Below are 25,614 nucleotides of genomic sequence, written 5' to 3' on the forward strand. Positions count from 1 at the left end.
AGAACCACCGGGGTGGGGCAGGGCTTTAGAGGTCATCTGTTGAAGGAGGAACTGTGGAGGCCACGATCGCGTTGCGCCTGCCGCGCGACGCCGCGAGTGTTCCCGTCATCAGACAGCTCCTGGATGCGTCACTCGGCGCCCTGGGTGTGGAGCCACAGATCCGCGAGGATATCCAGCTCATGCTCTCGGAGGCGTGCTCCAACGTGATACAGCACGCCACCCCCAGCGACGACTACGTGGTGAGCACCGAGCTCTACCGCGACCGTTGCATCATCAAGGTGGTGGACACGGGCAACGGGTTCGACTTCTCGGGGGCGCGTCCGGTGCCCTCCCCCACCTCCGAGCACGGCCGCGGCCTGCTCATCATGAAGGCTCTGGCCGATGACATCCGTTTCGTCAACCGGCCCGAGCGGGGCTCGATCATCTGCCTGGAGAAGAAGCTGCGCTTCGTCGAGGACGCCCCGGGGATGTCACTCCTGCTCAACAAGGAGCTTGAGCTCGGACAGGGCGTCCCGGAGATGGTCGGTGACGATCCATACATCGGGAACCATCTCCCTGCAGGCGATCACGCCCACGTCCAGTGAGCCGTCGTAGGAGAAGACGGTGATGTTGATACCGCCGCTGATATCGGTGATCACCGAGACGGGGTGGTAGGCGAGCAGCCGGACACCGCTCACGTAGAGCGGAAGCTGCGGGCCGGGAATGTTGGAGATCACCACATTGATCGGGCCCGCGGTGTCGGCGAACAGGTTGAAGGCCGCCCGGGCGGCCAGGCCGGCCAGCGCCGAGGGCATCATGTCGCTGACCTCCTGGAGCCAGCGCGCCGGTGCGAGCGAGGAACGGTCCTTGATCATCTCCATCGCGTCCCGTACGGCGAGCAGCCGCTCCACCGGGTCGGCGATCTGCGTGGCCAGCGCGGCGATCATCATCGTTACCTGGTTGCCCTCGCTCTCGTCGCCGGGAACGCGCAGCGAGAACGGCACCCCCGCGACGAGTGGCTGGTCCGGCAGCGCGTCATGTTTGAGCAGCCACTGCCGCAGCGCTCCCGCGCACACCGTCATCACCACGTCGTTCACCGTGACGCCGAAGGCGTCCTTGATCTGTTTGACGTCCTCCAGCGGCAACGCGATGAAGGCGAAGCGGCGGTGGCCGGTGATCCGGCCGCTGAACGGCGTGCGCGGAACGGCCATCCGGGGCAGCGCGGGCACCGGGGCGCCGCCGGACAGGCGATGGGCCAGATCCCGGGTGGCCCGGGAGACCAGCCCGGCCCCGGGCAGTTGTGAGACCACGGGGATCTCGTCCAGGCTAGGGATCGCGTTGACCAGGAACCGCACCATGTTCGCCGGGTTGAGCACGACGTTGGCCACGCCTCTGACGATCATCTCCTGCATGCCGACCCGCTTCTCGGGCTCATCCTGGGGCGCCATGGCCGTCTCGGCGGGTTCGGGAGAGACGTCCAGCAGGGCCGCGAGAACGCCGGCCCCAGTGACCCCGTCGATCGCGGCATGGTGGACCTTCATGTAGAGCGCCGTCCGGTCACCGGTCAGACCGTGGATCAGATACATCTCCCAGAGCGGGCGGTGCCGGTCCAGAAGGCGGGCGTGCAGCCGCGCGACCTGCTCGCCGAGCTGCTCGTCGCCTCCCGGCTCGGGCAGCGCGATCTCCCGCACGTGGTAGTCGAGGTCGATCCTGCCCTCCTCGGTCCAGTACGGATAATCCAGGCCGAGCGGCACGGAGACGAGTCGCCGCCGGAGCGGCGGGGCCAGGTGCAGCCGCCTGGCCAGGAGGGAGAGCAGGTCGGCACGGGTCAGCCTGCCGGCCAGGATCGCCAGTCCGCCGATGTTGGCGACGTTCGTCGAGGTCTCGAAGTTCAGGAACTGCGTGTCCACCGCGCTGAGCTGTCGCACCGTCTACCTCCTGGAAGTCCTCTCCCTATCCTGCTCCCGGAGTGTCATCAGGGCCAACGCGCCCAGCACCAGGAGGACGACCACGGATATGACGAGCATCGCCAGGCCGGCGAGTCCCAGAACGACGGCGATGGAAACGATCTCGCTGATCAGCTGCAACACCGCAGAGCTTTGCCCGGATCATCCGCTTCTAATCGCATTCCAGCGGGCGAGCTTCAGCGCGAGATGGAGTTCTAACCTGTGGGAGCCGTCCTTCATGCTCCGCCCGGTCAGTTCCTCGACCCTGGCCAGGCGGTAGTAGAGGCTGGTGCGGTGCAGATGCAGCAGCCGGGCCGTCTCCTGCGCGTCTCCCCCGTGGTCCAGGTAGGTCTCCAGCGTGACCACGAGCGCCGGATGCTTGCGCAGCACGCCGAGCGGACTGGCCATGGGATCGGCGAGCAGTCGGTAGACGCCGAGGTCGGGCCAGCAGGCGACCGGCCCGAGCCGTGGTTCGGCCGCGGCCGCCCGGGCCGAGGCGACCGCCTCCCCGTGCGCCTCCCGGACCGACTCCAGTCCGGGATGGAGCGCGCTGACCCCCGCGTGGCCATGGGTCCTGGCGGCCAGCAGTTCCCCCAGTTCCCGTGCGTCCTCACCGTTGTTGAGCAGCACCACGGCATGCCGGTCCAGGACGGTGAAGGCCGGAGGGCGTCGCATCCGGGCGAGTTCGTCACCGACCGCCTCCCCCGGACCTCCCTGATCGGCGCGGACGGCCAGGACGTGCATCGGTCCCTCACCCAGCACACCGGCCGCCCGCCGTACGGTGATCTCCCCGCCGAGCAGCCGGCGCAGGGTGGGGGAGCCCTCGCCGTCGTCGAGCAGGGCGGCGATGGCGGCGGCGTCCCGCAGGGTCCTGGCCTCCTCCTGCGGGGTCAACGGGCCGGAGCCCTCGATGATCCAGAGAGAGCCGACGCGCCTGCCCCGATGGACCAGGGGCACGCAGAGCCGGGCCGCCATACCCAGCGCCGGATTGTCCGGGACCCTGACCGGAGCGCGGGTCGTGGCCACCCCGTGGGCCTCCTGCCAGGCCCCGACCTCGGTGGGGACGGATCTGGACAGGATGGCCCGGGCCCGGACCTGATCTACCTCACCGTGGTGGACGCTGTGTGCGACGACGCGGCCCTCGGGGTCGTCCACGGCCATCCCTCGTCCGACGGCCATGGCCAGGGAGTCGAGAAGGTCCTGGACATCATGCGAGATCATCGGTGAATCCTACAGATGTATAAAAGGCCTCCGCCGTCGGGATGATGACTGGCCTCCGGTGCGGGCCGTACCGTCACATCAATCCCCATTCCGGAAGGAACCGCCGTGGAAGAGCGCAGCCGAATCGCCCCCTGGGCACCGCCCCGGGCCCAGCGGCGTCTGCTGGAGCTGGAGTCGGAACTGGGCGGGCTGGACCTCACCGAGGTCACCCGCCTGGTCGAAGCGGTGCTGGCCGAGCACCGGGGCCGCCTCGACAAGGACGGCATCGTCCTGTACGCGGGCACCAACACGATGAGCGAGCGGGCCCGCGCCGCTCACGAGATCTCCCTGGGCAGCCGGCCGTCCATGGGCTGGCCGGGGGAGAAGTTCCAGACCGGCCTGGAGGAACTGGACGTGCTGGAGGTGCTGGCCCCCCTCCAGGTCGCGGCACTGATGGGCGGCGAGTTCGCCGAGGTCAGGCTGCAGAGCGCGACGCTGGCCAACCTCGCCTGCTACACCGCCTTCGCCCAGCCGGGCGACACGATCGCGGTGCTGCCGGAGGCCGCCGGCGGCCACGCCAGCCACCACTCCCAGGGGGCGGCCGGGGTCCGGGGCCTCCGGGTGGTCGATCTGCCCTACGACGCCGGACGGTTCGACCTCGACTACGACGCGCTGCCGCCCTTCCTGCGGGAGCACCGGCCCGCGCTGGTGGTGATCGGCGCGAGCCTGATGCTGTTCCCGCACGACGTCGCGCGGGTCCGGGCGGCGTGCGACGAGGTGGGGGCGGTCCTGGTCTACGACGCCTCGCACATGGCCGGGCTGATCGCGGGCGGCCGGTTCCAGCGACCGCTGGACGAGGGCGCCCACCTGATCACCATGTCCACCTACAAGTCCTTCGGCGGGCCGCCGGGGGCGGCCATCGTGACCCGCGACGAGGACCTCGCGCACCGGGTGTCCACCGCCGCCTACCCCGGTCTGACCGCGAACTACGACGCCTCCCGGCTGGCCCCGCTGGCTGTCGCCGCCGCCGAGCACGCCGCCGGCGGCCCCACCTACGCCGACCGTTGCATCGCCAACGCCCAGGTGCTGGCCGCGGCGCTGGAGGGCGAGGGCTTCGCCGTGGCGGCCTCCCACCTGGGCTGGACCGTCTCCCACCACGTGGCGGTGGACGCCGCCGCGTTCGGCGGCGGGGACGACGCGGCCCGGCTGCTGGCCGAGGGCGGCGTCTACCTCAGCGGTATCGGCCTGCCCGACCAGGCTCCGGGCGAGCCCATGCGGGGCCTGCGGATCGGCACCCAGGAGGTGACCCGCCGCGGTTTCGGCCCGGAGGCCATGGGTGAGATCGCGGTGCTGATGCGCCGCCTGCTGATCGACGGCCAGGACCCGGTCAAGGTCCTGCAGGACGCGGTCACCCTGCGCCACCCCACCCCATGATCTCGGACCGGCCCGCGGACCCCTGGCGGGCCGGTCCGTAACCTCGTCCTCCCCCTGTGGTGCCGGCGGCAGGGCTACGGCGGGCGGCGGTTCAGCCGATCCAGACGGTCTTGACGTTGCAGAACTCGCGGATGCCGTGCGCGGACAGCTCCCGGCCGTAGCCGGAGTTCCCGACGCCGCCGAACGGCAGCTCGGGGTAGGAGGTGACCATGCCGTTGATGAAGACCGCCCCGGCCCGCAGATCGGCGATGAGGCGCTCCTGCTCGATCTCGTCGGTGGTCCAGGCGTTGGAGCCGAGCCCGAAGTCGGTGGCGTTGGCCAGCGCGAGCGCCTCATCGATGTCGGCGACCCGGTACAGCGAGGCCACCGGGCCGAACACCTCCTCCCTGAAGATCCGCATCTCCGGGGTGAGGTCGGTGATCACGGTCGGCTGGTAGAACCAGCCCGGCCGGTCGGGGATGAACCCCCCGCACAGCACGTGCGCGCCGCGCCCGACCGCGTCGGCCACCAGCATCTCCACGTCGTCACGCCCCTGCTCGGTGGCGAGGGGCCCCACGTCGGTCGACTCGTCCGTCGGATCTCCCACCCGCAGCTCCTCCATCCGCGCCACGAACCGGCCGGTGAAGTCGTCGTACACATCGGTGTGCACGATGAACCGCTTGGCCGCGATGCAGGACTGGCCGTTGTTCTGCACCCGCGCGGTGACGGCGACGGCCACGGCGGCGTCGAGGTCGGCGGACGGCATCACAACGTAGGGATCAGAACCGCCCAGTTCCAGGACGGTCTTCTTGACCTCGCTCCCCGCGATCGAGGCGACCGAGCGGCCGGCCGGCTCTGACCCCGTCAGGGTGGCCGCCACCACCCTGCGGTCCCGCAGCACCGCTTCGACCTGGCCGGACCCGATCAGCAGGGTCTGGAAGCAGCCGCGCGGGAAGCCCGCCCTGGCGAACAGCTCGCCCAGGTAGAGCGCGGTCTGCGGCACGTTCGAGGCATGCTTGAGCAGCCCCACGTTGCCGGCCATCAGCGTCGGCGCGGCGAACCGGACCGCCTGCCACAGCGGGAAGTTCCACGGCATCACCGCGAGCACCGGCCCCAGTGGCCGGTACCGCGCGTACGCCCGCCGCGCGCCCACCGCGGGGCCGTCCGCCGGCTCGTCTGCCAGGAACCCCTCGGCATGCTCGGCGTAGTACCTCATCCCCTTCACGCACTTGGCCACCTCCCCCCGAGCCGCGGCCAGCGTCTTGCCCATCTCGGTGGTCATCAGCAGGGCCACCTGCTCCTGCTCGGACTCCAGCAGGGCGGCGGCGCTCTGCATCCAGGCCGCCCGCTGTTTGAAGTCGGTGGCCCGGTAGGTTGCGAACTCCGCGGCGGCGAGCGCGATCCGCTCGTCCACCTCCTGCTCGCTCAGCGGCTCGAAAGTCTTCAGAGTCTCCCCCGTGGCGGGGTTGATCGTCGCGATCGCCATCGTTGCCTCCTCGACAACCGTCGCTCTCGGACGACGGCCGGTCGGCTTGAGAGGGGAACCTGCGGGCAAGGGCCCGGTACCGGCCACGTGCCCCTTTTCCAGGGGTTTACACGGCTGCCCCATGGAAGGGGCGATGGGAATGCCGTCAGTGGGTACGGGACATCTCACGAGCACGTTTCAGGAGGTCAGGTCATGGATGCCGAACGTGGCAGCGCCAAACACAGCCCACGCGTCGACGAGGAGCGGAAGCACGAGACCAAAGGGGTCGTGCGCGGCGGCGGTCCCACCCGCACCGAGGAGTGGGCGGACCCGGAGGGTGTCGTGGACCCCGAACAGGAGGCCACCCCGAAAAGGTATCCACCGGGACACGAGCCCGGCACCCCCCGGGGGATCACCCCGGCCGACGTCCAGCGCCGCAGCGCCCTCGCGAAATGGTTGAGCGACGCCCATTGGCCGTCCGACCGCGACGGACTCGTCGCACACGCCGAGGCGGCGGTCGCCCCCGACTCCGTCATCGAGCTCCTGCGCGACCTGCCCGACACGGAGTTCCACACCGTCGGAGAGGTCGCCAGGGCCCTCGGACTCGGCACGGAACGCCGCTGGTAGAGCCCGCCCGCGTCCCGGCTCCAGGCGGTAAACGCGTGGAGCCTGCACGGGCGGCCGGGTGGGCCCGCCGGGCCCGGCCGGCCCTCTCAGGCTCCCGGTCCCGGAACCCGGGGGCCGGAGATCAGTCCCGGACCTCGGAGGAACGGAACAGTTTGGCCGCGAACATGACCACCGCGCCGACCAGGCCGATGATCAGCGCCCACTTGAGCAGCGTGAAGACGATGCCCAGAAGCCAGCCCAGCAGCAGGAAGGCGAGCACCACGGCCGCCACGATCAACAGAATTCGTCCCATGCCTTCACCATATGGGCCGGTGGGTCCGAGCGGCAGAGCCGCGAGCCGAAGTCAGGGACAAGCCAGGGTCCCTTCTCAGGGATCTCCCTGCCCTTGAAAGTGGAAAATCTTTCCACGAGATAGGCCGCGCACGGATCAGACAGTCATCCGGAGTTGCGGGCGAGTTCCAGCGCGTAGTCGGTGAACCAGTCACCGGGTTTGGGCTCTCCCCGGTGGCAGTCGCCATCGGACTCCCCCGGCCGCTTGATCCACAGGAAGGCGTCGACCCGCTCGTGGCCGGTCCGGGTCGTCGGTTCCGCACCCAGAGCCCGGCCCCTGGGGTTGCACCAGGAATCGTCGCCCTCGCGCAGCGGGCCGTTGCCGTTGCGCGAGGTATCGATCACGTAATGCGCCCCGCCGAGCCTGTCCGAGAGTCCCCGGGCCGCGGCGACGCTGTCCTCGGTGGTGAAGAAGTTGCTGACGTTGAAGGCGAAGCCGTCCGCCTCGCCCACCCCGGCCTGCCGCATCGGTTCCTCCCAGTCGTCGGGGTTCTCGATCCAGCCGGCGTTCCCGGCGTCCAGGTAGACCTTGACGTTCGGCTGCTTCTTCAGCGTCTGCACCGCTCCCCGGAGCAGGTCGAGACGTTCGGCCGCCCTGCCGCCCTGTGTGCAGCTGTCCAGGATGTGCGCCAGCGCGTCCGGTTCGACGACGACCCAGGCGGGCCGGTCGCCGATGCCCTCAGCGAACCGGCCGATCCAGGAGCGGTACTCCTCGGCACTCACGGCGCCGCCCGCCGAGAACCGGCCACAGTCACGGTCGGGGATGTGGTAAGCCACAAAGATCGGCACCTGACCGGCCTCCTGGGCCGCCGCGGTGATTGCGGCGACCTCGGGCTGCGGATCGTCATCGACGATCCAGATCGCGTTCGGCCGGTCAGCGATCCTGCGGATCAGCGCCGCTTCCTCGGTCCTCCCCTCATCCTCCAGCCTGCGGACCTCTCTGGCCGCGGCACCGCCGGAATCCACGTAGAACTGCGTCGCGCCGTGACCCGCCGCGGGCGAGGAGGGGCCGTCGCCGCAGGCGGTCGCCACGAAAGCGAACGCCAGCGCGGCGACCGCGCGGCCGCACCTGTTCATCAACTACCTCCAGCGTGGAGACCCGGTCCTTCAGGACTCCGTTGGCCGATTCCAGTCGACCAATGTCCGGTGACGTCATCCGACCCCCAACGCACAGATCGTGAAAATCGAAAACGGATCGGCCAACGGAGTCCTTCAGGGCCGGGAGGAAACGCGGCTCAGTGCCGCACTTCTGGGTGGGTGGTGTAGCCGTAGCCGTCGGCTCGCTGCAGCAGCCGGACGTGGCGGTGGTGGATGCCCTGCACCGTGCCGTGCCGGGTGGTGATGTTGAAACTGCCGGTGCTGCGGACCGCGACGCGGCCGCGGTGGACACCGCTCTTCTTGCCGCTCGGGACGACGGCGCGGACCAGGTCGCCGGTGGCGAACCCCTTGACCTGCTTGGTCCGGGGCAGCCGCAGCCGGGGAAAACCGTAACGGTCGGTGCGGGTGCGGGCGTAGGTGCCGCGCCCGGTCGCCTTGACCACCAAGACCGTCGACGGCCAGGCGGTCACGGTCTCCAGGGGGCCGACGTGCAACGCGTCCAACGTGTGCGACTTCGGCGCTTGGGTGCGGGAGCGGTTCCACTTCGTGCGGCCGCCGGAGGCGGGGTGAACGGGCAGACCGGTCGCCACCAGGGCCCGCCACAGCGCCCACCGGGTGGCGTTGACGGCGGCGGCATCCCGCAACGGAGCCTTCGCCTGCTGGAGGATCCTCACCAGCAGGGCGGGCCTGCCTTTCAGGAACTCCTCCACCGGGGTGGCGTTCTTCGCCTGGTTACACCGGATGCACGCCACGGTCAGGTTACTGATCCGGTCCGAACCGCCCCGGGAACGCGGGTGGATGTGATCGATATTCAACGGCACGTCCTGCTGGCCGCAGTACGCGCACGCCCGCCCCCATGTGGCCAGCAGGTATTCGCGCACCTCGTACCCGGCGAGGGTGCCCTGCTGGTATTCCGCTCCTTCGAGCGGTCGGCCCGCCGACATGCTGTGGGTGTCGAACGCGACCCGCTCCACATGCACGGCGACCACCGGCGCCCACCGGGTGAGCCGGGTCACCCATGACAGGGTGGTGTCGAGGCGGTGGCGAAGCGACGGCGCCAGCCACCCCTTCGGCTTGGTCCGGTTGGAGAACCGGGGCGCGCGGTAACGCAGGTTCTTACTGCGGCGCCGACGCCGATACCGGGAGCGGGCGGTGAGCTGGTCGCGGATCGCCGCGCCTCGGTGGTCGAGCTGGATCGCGTACCTTCCCCTCCGGCTCCCGCCGCGCTCGGTGAACACCGCCAGGCCGGTGTGCTTGGAGCCGGGGTCGATGCCCACCCGCACACCTGCCACGACGCAATCAGCTGCCGTGCGGTCCTTCAGCCGGATGACGAACGGAGTGTGACGCGCCACCACCGCCCGGCCGGCCGCCAGCAGGCGGCGGGCACGGGCAGGGTGGCACGGGTCAAGCGGCTGGCCGTGCCTGTCCAGGACGAACACGACGGGGTGAACCTCACGGTTCGCTCCCTTCCCAGCCGAAGCCGGGTCGGGGTGACGCCGAGTAGATCGGGTGCCGGTCCGCTCGATCTCCCCTCGCCCAGGTTGAACACCAGGTACCGCCGTGGGGCGGTGTCCGTGAGCCGTTCCGTGCCCACCCTCGGGCGTGTCTGCTCCCACGGATTCCAGAGCGGCAGGCTGAGGAAGCACCTGCCGGTGGGTCTGCGATCTTGTGTTCAACGTAGCCATCAAAATGCACCTCCTTGAGCTGATGACCAGGGCTGGTCAACGCGGGGCTTCAAAGCGCATTACTGCACCTCAAGCCCCCTCCCTCAGGAGGGGGTCGTTGACCAGTCTCCTTGGATATGGACCCAGCGGGCCGGTGACGGGGTCCCCTTCTCGGTGACGCCGAACAGCATGTACCAGCCGGGCGGAACCAGAGCGGGGTTGGACGGGACCGTCACGACGATGCCGGTGGCCACCCGGGTGAACTCGACCTTGATGGAGCGCTGTTCCACGTCCGTGACGTGGGTGACCGCACTCGGCCGCATCAGCCGGACCTCCCTGATGCGCTCGGCGTCGGGGGTCTTGAAGCCCACCCGGGAGCTCAGGCTCACCATCCGCGGCCCATTGGTGATTATCGGCTGCCTCTCGCCGTTGTACAGGTAGGCCGGGGTGTAGATCTCGATCCGCTGGTCGAACGTGCCGGGCATGGTGCCCGCCTCGTCGTCGAAGAGCGGGTCGGAACCCATGCTGAGCACCCGGCCGTCCGGCAGCAGCAGTCCTTCGGCGTGGTAGTTGCGGCCCACCGCGGGCGCCGCCGCCTCGTGGAAGCTGTTGGTCTGCGGGCGGTAGACCTCGGCTCGCAGGACGTCGCTCTTCCCCCGGCCGCGGTAGTCGCCGGAACCGTTGAAGGAGAACACGGTGTCGTCGGGGAGCAGCACCGCCGAGGGGTAGCGCACCGGGTCGGAGAGGTTCGGACCGCGGACATATCGGGGCGAGGGCTGCTTGAGGTCGATGATGGCGGTCCGGTCGGTGGAGTTCGGCAGGCCCGGCTGGCGCTCCCCGACCGGGCCCCCACCCATGACCATGATCCGCTGGTCCTGCGCGGGGGGCAGCAGCACCGAGGCACCGGTCTCGTTGAGCTCGGGCTCGGGCAGTCCGGGGACCGGGGTGAACGCCTCCATCTCGTCCGGTGCCACGCCTCCGATGCCGCCGGGGGTCTTCACCAGGCGGTCGGTGTCGTGGCGGTAGTCCCAGATGCCGGGGGGGCGGAGGGCGAGCTGGCCCGGACCGTAGCCGGCGCTCATCCCGGAGAAGAAGAGGGTGTCGTTGTCCAGGAGGAACAGCGCGGGGTAGGTGGGGAAGAAACGCTTGGGCCCGGGACTCCAGGTCTTGGTCTCCGGGTTGTAGATCTCGTTGTCCCTGGTGATCTGGCCGACGGTGTCCAGGCCGGAGACCGTCATCACCCTGCCGTCGGGCAGGGCGGTCATCGTCGGGTACCAGCGCCCCTCGGCCATGTTCTGGACCTTGATGTAGCGCTCGGCGATCGGATCGAACTCGTAGGCGTCGTTGATGCCCTGGAAGTCCTGCTTTTCGAGCGTCATGCTCGCGCCCATGGCGTAGAGGTTCTGCTTCTCCCGGCCGTTCAGCCCCTGGATCTCGTATTTGACGTAGCCGTCGGGCGAGGTGAAGACACCGGGCGCCCCCTCGACCACGGACTCGGCGAAGACCTTGGTCTCGCTGGGCTTGATCCGGACCTTGCCCGGCACCCCGCTCTCGATCTTCTTCGCGGGTGGCACCGTGATGTGGGCGGTGGTGCGGTAGAGCCTTCCGTTGGGGGCCGCCAGCAGGGTGCCGGGGTGCAGGTTCCGGGTGAGGTGCGGGCTCTCGTTCTTGACCACCAGGGGCCCTCCGGCCCGCTTCACCTTGTCCTTGAGCACCTCGAAGCGGAGCGTGCCACCGGCGATGAGGAGGTTCCCGTTGGGCAGCATCACGTGGCCGGAGCAGAAGAGGTCTGCGGGGGTGTCGACCATCTTGAACTCGCCGGGCTGGCCCGGCTTGGCCGGGTCCCACAGGAGGGTCTTGAAGGTGCCCTTGGCGAAGTTGGCGGCGTTGTTGCCGGAGCCGGCGACGATGATCACCTTGCCGGTGCGCAGCAGCGCCGCGTGGATGGCGTTGACCTTGAACTCGTTGGGGACGTTCAGGAAGCTCCAGTATCCGTAACGCGCCTTGTAGTCGTCCCGGTTGATCTGGTAGCTGTGCCATTTCTCGGCGGCGAAGCCGGCGACGGCCGGCATGTTGACCCCGACGATCGCGGTTACCACCGCACCGGCGATCAGGTTCTTACGTAGACGACTCAACGGTTACCTCGGCTGGTCCATGCCCAGGTCACCAGGGGCCCCAGGCAGATCGTGAGGGCGAGGATCGCCCAGAGGGTCATGACCAGGTGCATATGACCGGTCCAGAATGTGCTGAGCAGCAGCCCGCCCCCGAAGATCACGGCCCACCACAGGTGGATGCGGAAGGTGGCGATCTGGTCGGGGCTGGCCGAGTCTCCCTTGGGGGTGACCACGAACTTGCTGGGACGCCGGAGCACGGCCCCCAGCAGTGAGGCTACGTAGATGGGCGCCGACAGCGCCGACATGACCATGCCGGCCACCCCGGAGGAGCCCTCCGGCTCGTGCGGGCTGACGTTGTGCCGCCGGTTCCAGGTGTAGAGCATGACCTGTAGCAGCGCCGCGTCGCCGTACAGCATCAGCCACACGTCCATCGGAACGGTGACACCGGAGCCGCCCACCGCCATGAAGAGGGTCGCGCTCAGGCCGGCCAGCAGCCAGTTGAGCGCGGACATCGGGTAGAACGTCACCATCAGGCTGTAGTTGAAGAACCGTCCGGGCGACAGCCGGGGCGCCGCCTTCCAGAACTGGGTGAGCAACGTCTCGTAGGTGCCCCGGCTCCAGCGCAGCTGCTGGGTGAAGAAGTCGGTCCACGACGACGGCCCCTCTCCCACGGCGAGCACGTCCGGGGTGTAGACCGACATCCAGCGTTCCCCGGTCTCCGGGTCGCGGGAGCGGTGGAACTCGATGCCGGTGGCCATGTCCTCGGTGATCGAGTCGTACAGGCCGCCGATCTGCTTGAGCGCCCGGATCCGCACGGCGTTGTTGGTGCCGACGAACATCGGCGCCCCGTACAGGTTGCCGGCGCGCTGGATCAGGGAGTGGAAGAGGAACTGCTGGCTCTCGGCGGCCTTGGTGACCCCGGCGGTGTAGTTGCCGTAGACCTGCGGACCGACGACGAACGCCACCCGCGGGTCCCGGAAGTATCCGAGCATGCGCTCGCAGAACTCCGGCAGAGGCACGTGGTCGGTGTCGACGGAGACGAAGAAGTCGTAGTCGTCGCCGTGGGCGTCCAGCCAGCTGTTGTAGTTGCCGTGTTTGGTCTTCGCCCGGAAGGAGCCCTTGGGCTGGTTCCACCTGGGCACGCCCTTGCGGCTGAAGTGGTGGACACCCAGCCATTCGCAGAGTTCGCGGATCTCGGGGTCGTTCCCCTCGTCCAGCAGCCACACGTCGAACACGCCGTCATGGCGGATCTGCAGAGCGGCCGACAGCGTCTCCCTGACCATCTCCAGCGGTTCCTTGCCGGGCACGCAGGTGGTGATGAAGGCCACCCGGCTGCCGGGCTCGGGGGAGACCGGGATCGGATCCCTGGCCGCCAGCATGGCGTGCACATTGGAGACCACGCTGACCAGGCGGAATATCTCGATCAGTGCGATCGCGACGAGCATGAACCTGTCGGCGACCGGGAGGTACCAGGGGATCACACCGTAGGGGTCGGGACGCGTCGTCCAGTGCGTGGGCAGCAGCAGCCACCCCATCATGGTGAACTCCACGACGAGCGCGGCGGCCATCAGCAGCACCGCCCGCACCTGGTGCGGCTCGCTGGCCAGCATGGAGCGGTACTGGACGCGGTACGGCCGGCCAGGCTCCGGCTCGGTCAAGGGTCCGGCCAGCTGGCTGAACCGTTCGTAGTCGTAGAGGATGATCTTCGACTGCTCCGCCGGAGGACTCATCGGTTCGACGACCCCGCACCACGTATGACGAAGACCGGCACTGTCCCCCCAGACGGATCAGACCGGTTACCCGCACGGAGGTACGGTCAAGCCTGACCCATAGATCGACAAGAAGTTAGACATCATATTGTGACTGGCGAGACGGATCTCACCTTTCTGGACAGTTGTGGAACATTCCACGGAGACACCGTGTCCCGGCCCCCTTCCGGCCCCGGAGTGGCCAGCCGGGTGGTCCGGGCCTCGGCGGTCTGACGCCTATCTCGACCGGCCGGTCGTCTCCCCGCCGCCGAGCAGCTCCCACCAGCCGTCCAGCAGGGGGACGTCGTCGACGTCGACGCGGTCGCCGGGGCGGGGGACCGCGAGGTGGACGTCGCGGGCCTTGGCCTCGTGCCAGAGCCGGTCGGCGGGTTCGGCCCACGGGTGGACCGCCAGGGTGAAGGTCGCCCAGTGGACGGGCAGGAGCAGCCTGCCGCCCAGGTCGAGGTGGGCGTTGACCGCCTCCTCAGGGTTCATGTGGATGTCGGGCCAGGCGGGACTGTAGGCGCCGATCGGCATCAGGGTGAGGTCGAACGGGCCGTGCGCGGCGCCGATGCCGGCGTATCCGTCGAAGTAGCCGGAGTCCCCCGCGTAGAAGACCCGCCTGGTCGCTCCCGCGACCACCCAGGAGCCCCAGAGGGTGGTGTTGCGGGTGAGGGTGCGCCCGGAGAAGTGCCGGGCGGCCGTGGCGACGAACCGCAGGCCCGCGACGCTCGTCTCCTCCTCCCAGTCCAGCTCGACGATCCGCGAGGCGGGGACGCCCCAGCGCTCCAGGTGGGCGCCGATGCCCAGCGGGACCAGAAAGGGCGCGCGTCCGGCGGCGGTGAGCGCGCGGACCGTGGCCCGGTCGAGGTGGTCGTAGTGATCATGGGAGATCACGATCGCGTCGAGCGCCGGAAGGGCCGCCAGCGGGACCGGCAGCGGGTGCAGCCGCCGGGGGCCGACCAGCTGTGAGGGTGACGCGCGCTCGCTCCACACCGGATCGAACAGGACGCGCCGTCCCTCGATCTCCACGAGCGTGGTGGCATGGCCGTACCAGACGACGCTCAGCCCAGTCGCCGACGGCGGAGTGACCGGGGAGGTCACCAGCGGGACCGGGCCGGCGGGCAGTCGGGCGTCACGGTTGAAGATCAACTCGCGGAGCAACTCCGGGACGCTGCTCACCGGTGGCGTGGAGGAGCCTGGCACGGTGTTGTGGAAGGCGCCGTCGCGGAACCGCGGGGAGCGCAGCATCCGGGCCAGCCGCTCCCCCGTGGCCCGGCCGCCCAGCTCCGCCGGAATGTCCCTCAGCACCCACCCTGCGGCTGCCAGTGCCAGCCCGCCCGCCAGAACGCGCCCGATCGATCCTTTTCCCGCCACCAGCCCACGCTCCCGAATAGTCCTGATCATGCAACGGACCCCGGCCCCGCCGATGTTCCCGCCGGAATGACCGCTCCGCGTACGCGGACGGTGAAACCGCGGGCTCCGAGAGGCGCGTCCAGGAGTCTAGGAGGCGAGGTGCCGTTCGACGGTGGCCACCTTGGCGTCCAGCCGCCCGCCCTGCCCGGTTCGGATGTCGGCCTTGAGCACCAGGCTGACCCGCCCACACCGCGCCTCGACCGCCGCGACCGCGTCCCGCACCACGGTCATCACCTCGTCCCAGGTCTCCCCTTCGACCGTGGTGAACATGGCGTCGGTCCGGTTCGGCAGTCCCGACGCGCGGACCACCCGCACCGCCTCGGCGACGAGCTCGCCGACGTCCTCTCCCGCCCCGATCGGAGTCACACTGAACGCCACAAGCACTGACATGTCCGACCTCTTTCCCCGAAATCTGCTTACCGCGCCCTTGGTAATCGCCGCAAACTACCGCTATGTGTTGTCATGTTCTAAAAATGGCGATCATATACACATGAAGGCGCGGATTCCCCGCACCGTCCTGGAGACCGAAGCGATCCAGGACGGGCTCCGGCCCCCCGTTACCACCTTCCGGAGACGACGCGCGTTTCCAACCGGTTGTCACGCACTGCCCTAGCCGAAAATGTCGCCTTAGACTGATTTGATCCACTCAGCGCTACAAGATTGGGAACAACAGTGAGCGACGACGAGTGGGTCGGCGGCATAGGTGCCTGGAGCGACACGAACCTGGCGGAGATCCGGGAACGGCTGGCCGACGGGTTCGACCCCGGGCAACGACTTTTCTGGCTGCGTTCGACCCCCCTGCACCAGGCCGCCCAGGAGGGCGCGGTCAAGGTGATCGAGTTGCTCCTGGAGTCGGGAGCCGAGGTGGACCCCGCCGACAGCTACGGGGCCACCCCCCTGTGGGAGGCCGTGCGGTACGGCCAGGACGACGCCGTCCGGCTCCTGCTGGCCGCGGGCGCCGACCCCTGGCGGCCGTGTATCGCCGGGCGCTCCCCCGGCCTCCAGGCGCTCTTCACCGAGCTGTCCGACCTGTTCGTCCATCTCCCGGGGGCACCGCGCGTCAGCCCACGGCTGCGTGAGCTCCAGGACACCGTCGACGAGATGATGTTCTCCTATGAGAACTACAAGGAGGAGTTCTGCATCGCCTTCGTCGGAGGGGTGACCGAGGACGAGGTCATCCGCCGTCTGGGAGCCGACCCCGGACTCTGCCCGCCGGTGGAGGCCTGCGCGCTGTGGGAGACCGAGCGGGCCTTCCCCGTCGAGTTCCTGCGGGTCGCCAGCCCGCCCGGCGGCGGGGTCGTGCTCTTCCAGACGGAGGGCGTCCTGCCGGTACACGACCGCGTCGCCCGGCTGGTCACCTCCGGGGGCGGCATCCTGACCGGCGCCTTCCCGTTCGCCGGTTCCTCGGTCGACATCTGGCAGGACGGCTTCAGCGTCGCCAGGCCCTCGGTTCACGACCAGCTCAGCGACGACAGCCTGTTCGAGCTCTGGATGTGCCGGTTCGGCGACTGCGGCGCGCACCCCTCCACCTCCGTGGAGCGCATCCTGGCCCTGATGACGCTGCTGACCGCCACCTACGTCACCGAGGAATGGCTGTGGAGCGCTCCGATGCGCTTGGTCCCCGTCGAACTGCGCGGCGGTGGTCAAGATAGTTGAACTCCTCCCCGGTCTGAAGGCCGGAGACTCTCCCGTCGCGTCGCGGTTAAGCGGCGCGCGGGGGTTGACGCTTCACAGACCGGGTAACCCCGAGGTCTCCACGTCCTGACACCGGCGTTCCGACGGCGTTGTTGATATTGATCGCGGCGTTGGTATCGGCATGGCCGACCCAACCGCACACGGGGTTGGTGCAGGCGAACACGGTTCTGTTGCGGCCGGCCGCATCACGGTGACCGCATCGGTGGCACGTCTGTGAGGTGCCCGCGGCGGGGACCTTGACGACCTGTCCGCCCCGGTCGGCACTCTTGTATTCGAGCAGGGTGACGGTCCGGCCCCACGCCTCGCCACTGATCGACCGGTTCAGCCCCGCCTTCTGGGCGACGTTCCTGCCTGGGGCTTCGATCGTGCCCCTGGCGGATTTGACCATGTTCGCGATGGACAGGTTCTCCACCTTGATCACACTGAAGGTGTCGGCGAGTTCGGTGGTGGTCTGGTGCTGCCAGTCGACGGCTCGGCGCTTGGCTGTCGCGCGCAGCCGGGCGATCTGATCGTAGGTGCGCTGCTCCCGCCCCGAGGGGCGGGTCTTCTTCGGCCGGGCCGCACGCCGGCGAGCCGACGTCTTCTCCAGCCGGCGCAGGTGTTCTTTCTCCCCCTGCGTGAGCCAGGGGGCGTGCTCACGCATCGTGCCGTCCGACAGGGCCAGCGCGACGGTGAGGCCCCGGTCGATCCCTACCGTGTGGCCCGGGTGCGCGGCCGGAGCCGGCGCGAGGAGAATTTGGGTACGGAACACCACCTGCCAGCCGTGAGCATCCTTGACCAGCCGCGCTCCCGTGATCTGTCCGGCGGGGCCGCCCCTGGTGAGGCCGGGCAGGTCCTTGGTCCAGCGAAACCGCACCCGCCCGACCTTGGGGAGATTGAGCGCGCCCCAGCGCCGGTTGACCCGCTTGATCTGCAGATCGCGGGCTTAGGGGACGTCCACGGCCAACCGGGACCGCACCCGGCCCTTGAACGTGGGCCGCCGGGCGGGGTGGTCGGGGTTGAAGAAATTCGCCCACGCCTGCCGATACGTCTTCAACACCGCTTGCGCCGCCTGGGCGGGCAGTTGTCCCATCCAGTAGATCTCGCGGCGGGCTGTCCGGATCGCCGCGTCGCAGTCCTTCAACGTCGCGAACCGGCCCTGGCGGAAGGTGACGTACTCATGCAGCAGGTTCCACAGCGCGCGGGCGGTGTGCGCCTGAGCGTCCAGCACCGCCACCTGGGCCGCGCCGAGGTCGAGACGCGCCACATGCGCCCGAGCCCGCTTCACCAACTCCACACCGTGATCGTATCGTCTGGTTTACGTCACCGTGATGGAATCCAAACCCCAAGGTGCGCACCGGACGCCGTGTTGTCCGCACCCCGCACGCACCCGTGGTGTCCGTGACGAGGTACCGGCGTGGGGGGTGCAGCGACCCGAGGCCGGTGCGCTGCGAGGAACCCAGGCGCGAGGTCCGCGCCGGCTTCGAGGTCGAACTTCGCGAGTTCAACGGCGACCACGACCACGTCCACCCGCTGGTCCACCACCCGCCGAAGGTCGCCCTGTCCACGCTCGCCGGCTCACCGAAGGGCCTCTGGGCGCGGATGCTTGGCAAGGAATACGGCGCTCATGTCCGCCGGTGCCTGTGGGGCGGGCATCTGTGGTCCGGTTCCTCCTTCGCCGCAAGCGTGGGCGGCGCACCGCTTACGGTCCTTGAGCAGGACATCGAACAGCGGAAACGACCCGTGTGAGCCGGCCTGCTCACGGGCACGGAAGGCCAGGGCACGCTCGCGCCCTGGCGGGCACTCCCGCGTGGGCCTTCACCCCCGGCGTGAACGCCGGAGCACTGGCCCACAGTTCGGTAGAGTCGCACAACCATGAGAAAGCACACGATCACCGCACTGTGGGAAGAGATTCCCGACGACGCCGACGATCTCGTCCTGGTCCGCGGTGGGTTCCGGCTCTACCTGTGCCTGTGTGGCACGCATCTGGCGGACCGGCCGGCCGCCGAGCTGCACGCGGCGGAGACCAACCAGTGCACCACATGCCTGGGCTCCGCCATCGAGGAGATCGTGCCGGGCTTCTCCCAGGAGTGCACGGCCTGCGCGGGGACCGGCCGGCGCAAGGCGCAGCTCACCTGGGAGCTGGCCTACGTCGAGGCGGAAACCATGATCACCGTCGATCTCGTCCGCACGCTGATCGCCCCGCTCACCGGGCCGTTCCAGCTCTCCCAGGTGGCCGACACGGTCCGCTCCACCCTCGGCCTGCCGGTCGGCCGCCTGCCCGTGGGTCCGCGCGTCCGCGACGTCCTGCGCCAGCTTGAGGCCGCGGGCGAGCTCACCCTGGTCTCCGCCCCGGACGAGCTACTCCGCGGCACCACCGTTGTCCTCTACCGCGATCCCTACTGGCAGCACGTCCTCGGTCGATGAGGTCTCCTCAACGGACCGGTCACCTCGCGGCGGGGACTTGAGTCTCCAGCCGCTGGAGGGTCCACACTCACCGGCATGAACGACGACAGTGCGGTGCTGCTCACCATCGGGCAGCTGTCTCGGCTCACCGGGCTGCCGGTGCGGACCATCCGCTTCTGGTCCGACATCGGCGCGGTGCCCCCTGCGGGACGCACGGACGGCGGCTACCGGCTGTACCGAGCCGAGTCCGTCGCCCGGCTGGAGCTGGTGGCCACGTTGCGTGAGCTGGGTCTGGGACTCGACGAGGTCCGGCGCGTGCTGGCCAAGGAGACCACCGTCGCTGACGTCGCCGCCACGCACGTGGAGGCACTGGACGCGCAGATCCGCACCCTGCGGCTGCGCCGGGCCGTGCTGTCCACAGTGGCGAACCGGCGGTCCGACACCGAGGAGATGACACTCATGAACAGACTGGCCAAGCTCTCCGCGCAGGAGCGCAGGCAGATCATCGAGGACTTCGTGGACGAGGTCTTCGGCGACCTGGACGCCGACCCGCAGCTAAAGGCCCGCATGCGCGACACGACCCCCGAACTGCCCGAGGATCCCACCGCCGAGCAGGTCGATGCCTGGGTGGAGATGGCGGAGCTGGTCCAGGACCGCGCGTTCCGGCAGCACATGCGTCACGTGATGGAGCTCCACGCCCGGGGACGGGCCGGGCAGGAGCAGACACCCGGCGCCTACCTGTGGTTCGCCAAGAAGCTGACCTGGCTCAGCGACGAGGCCCGCGAACGCGGCGTCGCCCCCGAGTCGCCGGAGGCCGGGGAGATCCTCGACCGTCTCCTGGGCGACACCGACCGCGCCGAGGTGCTGGGCCGGCTGACGGCCGGTATGGACGTACGCGCGGAGCGGTACCGGCAGCTCATGGGGATCATCAACGGCCGGCCCTCCCCGGTGCCGCAGGCCTCGGCGTACACCTGGGTGATCGACGCCCTACGAGCGCACAGAACACGCGGATGAACCACCGGGAAAGGCCGGGGCATCGACACGGAGTAACGGTCGCCGGGGGGCTCGGCATGGTTGGGCCGTACGGAAAGGGTAGGTATGTCCTACTGAAACACGGAGGGCCCGGACGGGGATCACGGACACCCGGCCAGAGATCGAGAATGAGGCTGTCATGGTCGTCCTTAGCCGATCGCTCACGTCGCCCAGAGACCCCGAGGGCACGAGACCCGGCCGCGCGAGCCGACGCGTGGCCGGATGAGCCCGGGGGCACGGCCGGAGGGGACGTCGCCGCCCGGACAGCGACAGGAGGGGGCGGATCCGCGCCGGTGGAAGGCGCTGACCGTCTGCCTGGTGGCCGGCTTCATGACACTGCTGGACGTCAGCATCGTCAACGTGGCACTGCCCTCCATCAGCACCGGGCTGCACGCCCCGCAGAGCGACCTGGAGTGGGTGGTGTCGGGGTATGCGCTCACCTTCGGGCTGGTGCTGGTCCCCGCCGGGAGGTTCGGCGACATGCGCGGCCGGCGCAACGTGTTCGTCTTCGGCGTCGCCCTCTTCACCCTGGCCAGCGCGGCGGCCGGAATCACCCAGAGCTCGACCTGGCTGGTCATCGCGCGGCTCGTCCAGGGCATGGCGGGAGGGGTGATCAACCCACAGGTCAGCGGCCTGATCCAGCAGCTCTTCCGGGGTTCGGAGCGGGGCCGGGCGTTCGGGCTGCTGGGCGCCACCATCGGCGTCTCGACCGCGATCGGCCCGCTGCTCGGCGGGCTGCTCATCCACCTGGGAGGCGAGCAGAACGGCTGGCGGCTCGTCTTCTACGTCAACGTGCCGATCGGCATCCTGGCCATCCTGCTGGCTTACCACTACATCCCGGCCACGTCGCGGAAGGGGCGACGGCGGCAGAGCGTCGACCCGGTGGGCGTGCTGCTGCTCGCCGTCGGCGTGGTCCTGGTGCTGCTGCCGTTCGTTGAGGGGCAGCGGTGGCAGGGCCAGGGCAGGTGGCTGCTGCTGGTGGCCGGGGCCGTGGTCATCGCCGGTTTCCTGGGGTGGGAGCGCTGGTACGGCCGGCGCAGTGACCCGATCGTCAACCTGTCCCTGTTCGGCAGGCGGTCGTACGCCTTCGGCGCCCTGCTCATGGCGCTCTACTTCGCGGGCTTCACCTCGATCTTCTTCATCCTCACCCTGTATCTGCAGGAGGGCCTGGGATATTCACCCCTGCAGGCGGGCCTGGCGAGCACGTCGTTCGCGGCGGGGTCGGCGGCGACCTCGGTACTGGGGGGCCGGACCGTCATCAGGTTCGGCCGCCTGATGGTGGCGGCGGGACTGGTGGTGGTCGCCGTCGGGCTGGCCGCCACGGAGCTCGCCGTACAGCTGGTCCCCGGCCGGTACGTGGCCTGGGCCATCGCGCTGCCACTGCTCTTCGCCGGCCTGGGCAGCGGCCTGGTGATCTCCCCGAACCAGACGCTGACCCTGTGGGAGGTACCCGTCGCGGAGGCGGGCACCGCCGGCGGCGTGTTGCAGACGGGCCAGCGGATAGGCGCGGCCATGGGCATCGCGGTGATCGGCTCGGTGTTCTTCACCGAGGTCGCCTCCTCGCACGGCGACTACGCCCTGGCGTTCCGGTACGCGCTGCTGGTCACCATCGGCTCCGTGCTGGCCGCGCTGGCCGTGGCCCTCGCCGACGTGGCCGCCGCCCGCCGCGCCGCCGCGCGCGCCTGACCACGTCGCCCCGCACACGTGCCGGCCAGGGTCTCGCAGTACGCGTAATCGCCCATACCGCGACGTTATGGGGTTTTGCGAGTATTCACCCGCCTTTCTCGGTGCCATTTTGGTGGAGCCCGGATCTTTAGGGCTCCTTGTATCCCTCTTCCCCCCAAGGGACACCGAGAGGAGTCACCCCGCGTGAATCCGAAGGTCAAGCTTGGCGCCGTGGCCGTACTGGCCGTCTCCGCCATGATCACCCCCACGGCGGTGAGCGCCGCCTCCACACCGGCGGGCACCGCCGCCCGTACCGTGTCCGCGGACCCGCCGGCGTTCGCGCCGCCGGACCCGGAGTCGCGCAGGCGCGCGGCCTCCACCGCCGACAGCGCCATCGCCGCCAGACGCGACGCCCTTCTCAAGGGGCAGGACGAGAAGTTCACCCTGGCCAACAACATCTCCGGCGCCCGCGGCCTGCAGTACCTGACCTACTCGCGGACCTACCGCGGGCTGCGGGTCTACGGCGGTGACGTGATCGTGTCGACCGACAGCACGGGAGCGCAGGTCGGGTCCGTGGCCTCGGGCCAGCGGGCCAGGATCGCGATTGACGTCACGAGCAAGGTGGACGCCGCCGCAGCGGCCGACATCGCCCGCGCGCAGCTGGCCGTCGTGGAGAGCGTGGGCACCCCCGAGCTGATCGTGTACGCGGCCGGCACGGATCCCAAGCTGGCCTGGGAGGTGGTCGTCGACGGCGCCACCCAGGAGGCCCCGAGCGTCCAGCACGTCTTCGTGAACGCCATCGACGGGTCGATCATCGACTCCTACGACGACGTCCGCCACGGAAGCGGCAACAGCTTCTACAACGGCAACCCGGTGACCATCCAGACCTCGGGATCGGGCAGCTCGTACTCGATGACCGACACCACCCGTCCCGGCCTGAGCTGCGGCGGGCAGGGCGGTACCGCCTACACCAAGACGACCGACTCCTGGGGCAACGGCACGGGCACCAACCTGGAGACGGCCTGCGTCGACGCGATGTACGCGGCCCAGAAGGAATGGGACATGCTCCGCACCTGGCTGGGCCGCAACGGGTTCAACGGCTCCGGCCGCGGCTTCCCCGCCCGGGTCGGCCTGAACGCCGTCAACGCCTACTGGAACGGCAGCTACACCAACTTCGGGCACAACCAGGCGAACACCCGGCAGGCCACCCCGATGGACGTGGTCGGTCACGAGTACGGTCACGCCATCTTCCAGTACTCCGGGAGTGGCGGCGCGGGTAGCGGCAATGAGACAGGGGGTCTGAACGAGTCGACCGGCGACATCTTCGGCGCGCTGCTGGAGCATTTCGCCAACCAGCCCGCCACTCTTGACGCGCCGGACTACCTGGTCGGCGAGATGGTCAACCTGACCGGCACGGGCGAGATCCGTAACATGTACAACCCTTCGGCCAAGGGGCACCCGAACTGCTACAGCTCGTCCATCCCCTCCACCGAGGTGCACGCGGCGGCGGGTCCGCAGAACCACTGGTTCTACCTGCTCGCCGAGGGCACCAACCCGACGGGTAAGCCGGCCAGCTCCGTCTGCTCGGGCCCGACGAAACTGACCGGCATCGGCATCCAGAAGGCCGGCCAGATCTTCATGGCCGGGCTGAACAGCAAGACCGTCCCGTGGACGCACGCGAAGGCGAGGTCGACCACTGTGGCGGCCGCCAAGCAGCTCTTCCCGGGCAGCTGCGTCGAGGTCAACGCGGTCAAGGCCGCCTGGAGCGCGGTGAACGTCTCTGCCGGGAGCGGTGAGGCGTCCTGCCCGTGACGCCGGACGGACCCCGGCCCTGACGGTGGTCGTCTCGGCAAACAAGCACACCGTCCGGGTGGGCCACCGGTAGATGGGTGGCCCACCCGGACAGACCGCTACGGCGGGCGGCAACGATGCCGCCCGCCGTAGCCTTTCGCGACGGGGAGTACGGCGGGATCAACCCGGAGACAGATTACCCACAAAGGAAGCCGGTAATATACGTTATTCCGAGTGCGCTCGTCTGCCACATGATTGGTAGGTTCGTCCAAACACCCGATACATGCACAAACGGAGGACTGACACCGTGGAGGTCGAGCAGACGGCACTGCCCGGAATCGGACTGCGGCACGAGTTCACCACCCGCTCCGGCCGGCGAATAGGGATCGTCTCCCACCGGACCGGCCGCCGCGATCTGGTGATATACGACCCAGACGATCCCGATCGGGTATGTGAGACCGTCAAGCTGAATGACGAGGAGGCCGACGCGCTCTGCGAGCTGCTCGGCGCCCCGCGCATCGTGCAGCGTCTCAACGCCCTGCACCGCGAGGTCGAGGGGCTGGTCAGCCTGCAGTTCCCCATACCTCCCGATACGCCGTACACAGGACGGCCCATGGGCGACGCCCGCGTCCGCACCCGTACCGGTGCCTCCATCGTGGCCGTGGTCCGCGCCGGGCAGGTCTTCGCCAGCCCGGGTCCTGAGTTCGTGTTCTCCAATGATGATGTGGTTGTCGTGGTGGGAAGCCCGGAGAGCACTGCCGCCGCCGCCGACATCCTGACAAACGGGTAGGGCAGCGGGTGCACACAGCAATTCTCTTTCTGGAACTCGGAGCTGTTCTTCTCGGACTCGGTGTATTGGGCGCGCTGGCCATGCGCGTCGGCATCTCTCCCATTCCCCTCTACCTGATCGCCGGACTGGCCTTCGGCCAGGGTGGCATCCTGCCCCTGGCCACCAGCGAGGATTTCATCGCGATCGGTGCCGAACTCGGCGTCATCCTGCTGCTGCTCACCCTCGGCCTGGAGTACAATGCCGATGAACTCGTCACCAGCCTGAAGGGCAACGCCCGCGCCGGAGTCGTGGACCTGGTGCTCAACGCGGCGCCCGGCGCGATCGTCGCCCTGCTCCTCGGCTGGGGGCCGGTGGCCGCGGTGGCCATGGCCGGTGTCACCTACGCCACCTCCTCGGGCATCACCGCCAAGGTCTTGTCCGACCTGGGCTGGATCGGTAACCGGGAGACCCCGGTGGTGCTGTCGCTGCTGGTCTTCGAGGACCTGACCATGGCGGTCTACCTGCCGATCCTCACCGCTGTGCTGGCCGGAGTGAGCTTCGTCGGCGGCGCGATCTCCGTGGGGATCGCACTGACCGCGGTCAGCGTCGTGCTGCTGATCGCGCTCCGCTACGGCAGGTTCATCGAGGCCTTCGTCTCCAGCCCCAACTCCGAGGTGCTGTTGCTGAAGGTCGTCGGGCTCGCGCTGCTGGTCGCCGGAGTGGCCCAGCAGCTCCAGGTCTCGGCCGCCGTCGGCGCGTTCCTGGTCGGCATCGCCCTGTCGGGTCAGCTGGCCGAGGACGCCCAGGCACTGCTGACGCCACTCAGGGACCTGTTCGCCGCGGTGTTCTTCGTCTTCTTCGGCCTGCAGACCGACCCCACCAAGATCGGCCCGGTCGCCGGGCTGGCCATCGCGCTCGCCGTGATCAGCATGATCACAAAGCTGCTCACCGGCGCCTACGCGGCCAAACGGGCGGGCATCGCCCAGGCCGGCCGGGCACGGGCCGGAATCGCGCTCATCCCGCGGGGCGAGTTCAACATCGTGATCGCCGGTCTTGCCGTCTCCGCCGGAGCCCACCCCGACCTCGGCCCGCTGGCCGCGGCCTACGTTCTCATCCTCGCCGCGTTCGGCCCCCTTGCCGCCCGCCTCGTCCAGCCCCTCATCACCGCCATCGCCAAACGGGCCTGATCCCCCCGGACGACCTTCCCTGCGCGTGATCCCCTGCCGGGTCCACGCGCCGGGAAAGCCCAGTGGCACCCCCGCCGGCCAAGGCGGGCG

At 69.4% G+C, this 25,614-nt stretch carries 24 protein-coding genes; 11 read left to right on the top strand and 13 right to left on the bottom strand.

What is annotated here, in order from left to right; translation table 11 throughout:
- Positions 1 to 53: 53 nt before the first annotated feature.
- On the top strand, positions 54 to 584 hold the full coding sequence (locus ACIN94_RS26070) for an ATP-binding protein (protein WP_400711074.1): 531 nt from the start codon (positions 54 to 56) through the stop codon (positions 582 to 584).
- Here the strand turns inward: ACIN94_RS26070 and ACIN94_RS26075 are convergent.
- From ACIN94_RS26075 to ACIN94_RS26085, 3 genes are read right to left on the bottom strand one after another with little or no spacing between them, the layout of a single operon-like run.
- Positions 471 to 1,907, bottom strand: a complete 1,437-nt coding sequence (locus ACIN94_RS26075) for a wax ester/triacylglycerol synthase family O-acyltransferase (protein ID WP_400711077.1) — start codon at positions 1,905 to 1,907, stop codon at positions 471 to 473. The genes ACIN94_RS26070 and ACIN94_RS26075 overlap by 114 nt on opposite strands.
- 3 nt (positions 1,908 to 1,910) lie before the next feature.
- Complete coding sequence (locus tag ACIN94_RS26080; protein WP_400711080.1) at positions 1,911 to 2,069, bottom strand: hypothetical protein; 159 nt, start codon at positions 2,067 to 2,069, stop codon at positions 1,911 to 1,913.
- Positions 2,070 to 2,087: 18 nt separating this feature from the next.
- Positions 2,088 to 3,146, bottom strand: a complete 1,059-nt coding sequence (locus tag ACIN94_RS26085; protein WP_400711083.1) for a helix-turn-helix domain-containing protein — start codon at positions 3,144 to 3,146, stop codon at positions 2,088 to 2,090.
- Positions 3,147 to 3,251: 105 nt separating this feature from the next.
- Here ACIN94_RS26085 and glyA point away from each other — a divergent pair, with 105 nt between their 5' ends.
- The gene (gene glyA / locus ACIN94_RS26090) at positions 3,252 to 4,559 is read left to right on the top strand and encodes a serine hydroxymethyltransferase (protein WP_400711086.1); all 1,308 of its coding nucleotides are present in this window, start codon (positions 3,252 to 3,254) and stop codon (positions 4,557 to 4,559) included.
- 91 nt (positions 4,560 to 4,650) lie between these two features.
- Here the strand turns inward: glyA and ACIN94_RS26095 are convergent, their stop codons facing one another.
- A complete protein-coding gene (locus ACIN94_RS26095) occupies positions 4,651 to 6,024 on the bottom strand; it encodes an NADP-dependent succinic semialdehyde dehydrogenase (protein ID WP_400711089.1) in 1,374 nt (457 codons plus the stop codon).
- Positions 6,025 to 6,216: 192 nt separating this feature from the next.
- Here ACIN94_RS26095 and ACIN94_RS26100 point away from each other — a divergent pair, with 192 nt between their 5' ends.
- Positions 6,217 to 6,630, top strand: coding sequence for a DUF2795 domain-containing protein (locus ACIN94_RS26100; RefSeq protein WP_400711092.1), 414 nt, complete (start codon positions 6,217 to 6,219; stop codon positions 6,628 to 6,630).
- Positions 6,631 to 6,751: 121 nt separating this feature from the next.
- Here ACIN94_RS26100 and ACIN94_RS26105 read toward each other — a convergent pair whose 3' ends face one another.
- The 7 genes from ACIN94_RS26105 to ACIN94_RS26135 form a co-directional block, all read right to left on the bottom strand.
- Positions 6,752 to 6,922: a hypothetical protein gene (locus tag ACIN94_RS26105; protein ID WP_400711095.1), complete on the bottom strand. Its 171-nt coding sequence runs from the start codon at positions 6,920 to 6,922 to the stop codon at positions 6,752 to 6,754.
- 143 nt (positions 6,923 to 7,065) lie between these two features.
- The gene (locus ACIN94_RS26110) at positions 7,066 to 8,037 is read right to left on the bottom strand and encodes a glycoside hydrolase family 6 protein (protein WP_400711098.1); all 972 of its coding nucleotides are present in this window, start codon (positions 8,035 to 8,037) and stop codon (positions 7,066 to 7,068) included.
- Positions 8,038 to 8,195: 158 nt separating this feature from the next.
- Positions 8,196 to 9,497 (bottom strand): RNA-guided endonuclease IscB, encoded by a 1,302-nt coding sequence (gene iscB / locus ACIN94_RS26115; protein WP_400711101.1) that lies wholly within the window; start codon positions 9,495 to 9,497, stop codon positions 8,196 to 8,198.
- Between the two features lie 329 nt (positions 9,498 to 9,826).
- On the bottom strand, positions 9,827 to 11,857 hold the full coding sequence (locus tag ACIN94_RS26120) for a galactose oxidase-like domain-containing protein (protein ID WP_400711104.1): 2,031 nt from the start codon (positions 11,855 to 11,857) through the stop codon (positions 9,827 to 9,829).
- The gene (locus ACIN94_RS26125) at positions 11,854 to 13,566 is read right to left on the bottom strand and encodes a glycosyltransferase family 2 protein (RefSeq protein WP_400711107.1); all 1,713 of its coding nucleotides are present in this window, start codon (positions 13,564 to 13,566) and stop codon (positions 11,854 to 11,856) included. The genes ACIN94_RS26120 and ACIN94_RS26125 overlap by 4 nt, the downstream gene beginning before the upstream one ends.
- A gap of 255 nt (positions 13,567 to 13,821) precedes the next feature.
- The gene (locus tag ACIN94_RS26130) at positions 13,822 to 14,991 is read right to left on the bottom strand and encodes an MBL fold metallo-hydrolase (RefSeq protein ID WP_400711110.1); all 1,170 of its coding nucleotides are present in this window, start codon (positions 14,989 to 14,991) and stop codon (positions 13,822 to 13,824) included.
- Between the two features lie 96 nt (positions 14,992 to 15,087).
- Positions 15,088 to 15,384, bottom strand: coding sequence for an MTH1187 family thiamine-binding protein (locus tag ACIN94_RS26135; protein WP_400711357.1), 297 nt, complete (start codon positions 15,382 to 15,384; stop codon positions 15,088 to 15,090).
- Positions 15,385 to 15,672: 288 nt separating this feature from the next.
- On the opposite strand from ACIN94_RS26135, the gene ACIN94_RS26140 reads away from it, so the two are divergent.
- On the top strand, positions 15,673 to 16,656 hold the full coding sequence (locus ACIN94_RS26140; RefSeq protein ID WP_400711113.1) for an ankyrin repeat domain-containing protein: 984 nt from the start codon (positions 15,673 to 15,675) through the stop codon (positions 16,654 to 16,656).
- A 46-nt stretch (positions 16,657 to 16,702) separates the two neighbouring features.
- Here ACIN94_RS26140 and ACIN94_RS26145 read toward each other — a convergent pair whose 3' ends face one another.
- Positions 16,703 to 17,611 (bottom strand): RNA-guided endonuclease InsQ/TnpB family protein, encoded by a 909-nt coding sequence (locus tag ACIN94_RS26145; protein WP_400711360.1) that lies wholly within the window; start codon positions 17,609 to 17,611, stop codon positions 16,703 to 16,705.
- A gap of 9 nt (positions 17,612 to 17,620) precedes the next feature.
- The gene (locus ACIN94_RS26150) at positions 17,621 to 17,971 is read right to left on the bottom strand and encodes a hypothetical protein (protein ID WP_400711116.1); all 351 of its coding nucleotides are present in this window, start codon (positions 17,969 to 17,971) and stop codon (positions 17,621 to 17,623) included.
- Between the two features lie 53 nt (positions 17,972 to 18,024).
- Here ACIN94_RS26150 and tnpA point away from each other — a divergent pair, with 53 nt between their 5' ends.
- From tnpA to ACIN94_RS26185, 7 genes are all read left to right on the top strand, one after another.
- A complete protein-coding gene (gene tnpA / locus ACIN94_RS26155; RefSeq protein ID WP_400711119.1) occupies positions 18,025 to 18,423 on the top strand; it encodes an IS200/IS605 family transposase in 399 nt (132 codons plus the stop codon).
- Between the two features lie 126 nt (positions 18,424 to 18,549).
- Positions 18,550 to 19,101, top strand: coding sequence for a hypothetical protein (locus tag ACIN94_RS26160; RefSeq protein WP_400711122.1), 552 nt, complete (start codon positions 18,550 to 18,552; stop codon positions 19,099 to 19,101).
- A 75-nt stretch (positions 19,102 to 19,176) separates the two neighbouring features.
- A complete protein-coding gene (locus ACIN94_RS26165) occupies positions 19,177 to 20,094 on the top strand; it encodes a MerR family transcriptional regulator (protein WP_400711125.1) in 918 nt (305 codons plus the stop codon).
- Between the two features lie 240 nt (positions 20,095 to 20,334).
- Positions 20,335 to 21,798, top strand: coding sequence for an MFS transporter (locus tag ACIN94_RS26170; RefSeq protein WP_400711128.1), 1,464 nt, complete (start codon positions 20,335 to 20,337; stop codon positions 21,796 to 21,798).
- Positions 21,799 to 21,981: 183 nt separating this feature from the next.
- On the top strand, positions 21,982 to 23,589 hold the full coding sequence (locus ACIN94_RS26175; RefSeq protein WP_400711131.1) for a M4 family metallopeptidase: 1,608 nt from the start codon (positions 21,982 to 21,984) through the stop codon (positions 23,587 to 23,589).
- A gap of 286 nt (positions 23,590 to 23,875) precedes the next feature.
- Positions 23,876 to 24,358 (top strand): cation:proton antiporter regulatory subunit, encoded by a 483-nt coding sequence (locus ACIN94_RS26180; RefSeq protein WP_400711134.1) that lies wholly within the window; start codon positions 23,876 to 23,878, stop codon positions 24,356 to 24,358.
- An 8-nt stretch (positions 24,359 to 24,366) separates the two neighbouring features.
- Positions 24,367 to 25,524, top strand: coding sequence for a cation:proton antiporter (locus ACIN94_RS26185; RefSeq protein WP_400711137.1), 1,158 nt, complete (start codon positions 24,367 to 24,369; stop codon positions 25,522 to 25,524).
- Positions 25,525 to 25,614 lie beyond the last annotated feature (90 nt).

The sequence above is a fragment of the Streptosporangium sp. NPDC087985 genome, assembly GCF_044741965.1.
Taxonomy (GTDB): Bacteria; Actinomycetota; Actinomycetes; order Streptosporangiales; family Streptosporangiaceae; genus Streptosporangium.